The organism is Clostridium frigoris (assembly GCF_018861865.1).
Lineage (GTDB): Bacteria > Bacillota > Clostridia > Clostridiales > Clostridiaceae > Clostridium_AD > Clostridium_AD frigoris.
In genome coordinates this window covers 1-1,044 of the sequence record NZ_JAHLDV010000140.1, presented here as the reverse complement: position 1 = coordinate 1,044, position 1,044 = coordinate 1, and the positions used below count along the sequence as shown (strand labels likewise).

General features: G+C 33.9%; 2 protein-coding genes. Both read left to right on the top strand.

Annotation, left to right across the window (positions count from 1 at the left end):
* Positions 1–219 precede the first annotated feature (219 nt).
* Positions 220–636 carry a MarR family winged helix-turn-helix transcriptional regulator gene (locus KPL37_RS19465; RefSeq protein WP_216151715.1) on the top strand — a complete coding sequence of 139 codons (417 nt, stop codon included), beginning with the start codon at positions 220–222 and terminating at the stop codon, positions 634–636.
* Between the two features lie 42 nt (positions 637–678).
* The gene (locus KPL37_RS19460) at positions 679–975 is read left to right on the top strand and encodes a DUF6198 family protein (protein ID WP_216151714.1); all 297 of its coding nucleotides are present in this window, start codon (positions 679–681) and stop codon (positions 973–975) included.
* Positions 976–1,044 lie beyond the last annotated feature (69 nt).

The window sequence follows — 1,044 nt, the reverse complement described above, 5'->3', positions numbered from 1 at the left end:
TTCTGATTTTGTCCACCTCATTTCTTAGTCATGAGGTTTTATTATACTATAGTCCTTTTGGGACATAATCAAATTCGGTATAATAAGACATTATCACAATTCGATCATAAATGAAGGATTAAAGAAATTTTGAGAGATTGACTAGCTTTTCATATAGGCGTATACTAATATAGTTAGCTTTCTAATTGTTTTAAAACTAATTGAAGGGAGGGAATTAACATGAACCAAGAGCTGCATTACATAGTAAGGCTTTGTCATACCCTTTGTAACAAAAGAATATTGCAACAAACAAGCACTTTAGGATTGTCACCTGGTCAACCAAAAATTTTGGAATTTCTAGAATATAACAATGGCTGCGAGCAAAAAGAAATTGCTAAAGCTTGTGAAATAAAGCCAGCAACGGTCACTAATTTATTAGCCAGAATGGAGGCAGCTCATCTGATTGAACGAAAGCAGCTAAATGGAAATCGACGTTCTTTACATGTTTCTTTAACAAAAGAAGGAGAAATAGTGACCAAAAAAGTCTTGAAAGTTTTCGATGAAGTGAGAAAAAAGGCATTTGAAGGTTTTACAGTTGAAGAGCAGACAGAAACTTTTCGCCTACTAATAAAGATGTTTGATAATTTATCTAATTAGAAACAAGACAATGAAAAAAGTGAAGGAGAGTGAAACTCTAGAATGTCAATTCGTGAGATAGTGAAACGTTATTTATTTTTTATTTTAGGGTTATTTATAATGGCGGTAGGGGTTGTGTTATCAATTCGATCCAATTTAGGAACATCTCCGATTTCATGTGTGCCATATGTGTTAAGTTTAGGACTCCCAATGACGATTGGTGAATTTACTTTCTTAATGAACTTATTATTTATTATTTTTCAAATTTTATTATTAAGAAAACAATTTAAGTTTATTCAGCTACTTCAAGTTGTGGTAGCTTTTTGTACGTCCAGCATGTTAGCTGAGCCGATAGGCTGAAAGAAGCCTATGTCGCCTAACCAACGGGAAGACAACCTGAGAGCAAGGGATTTACTGGCAACGGTAGGG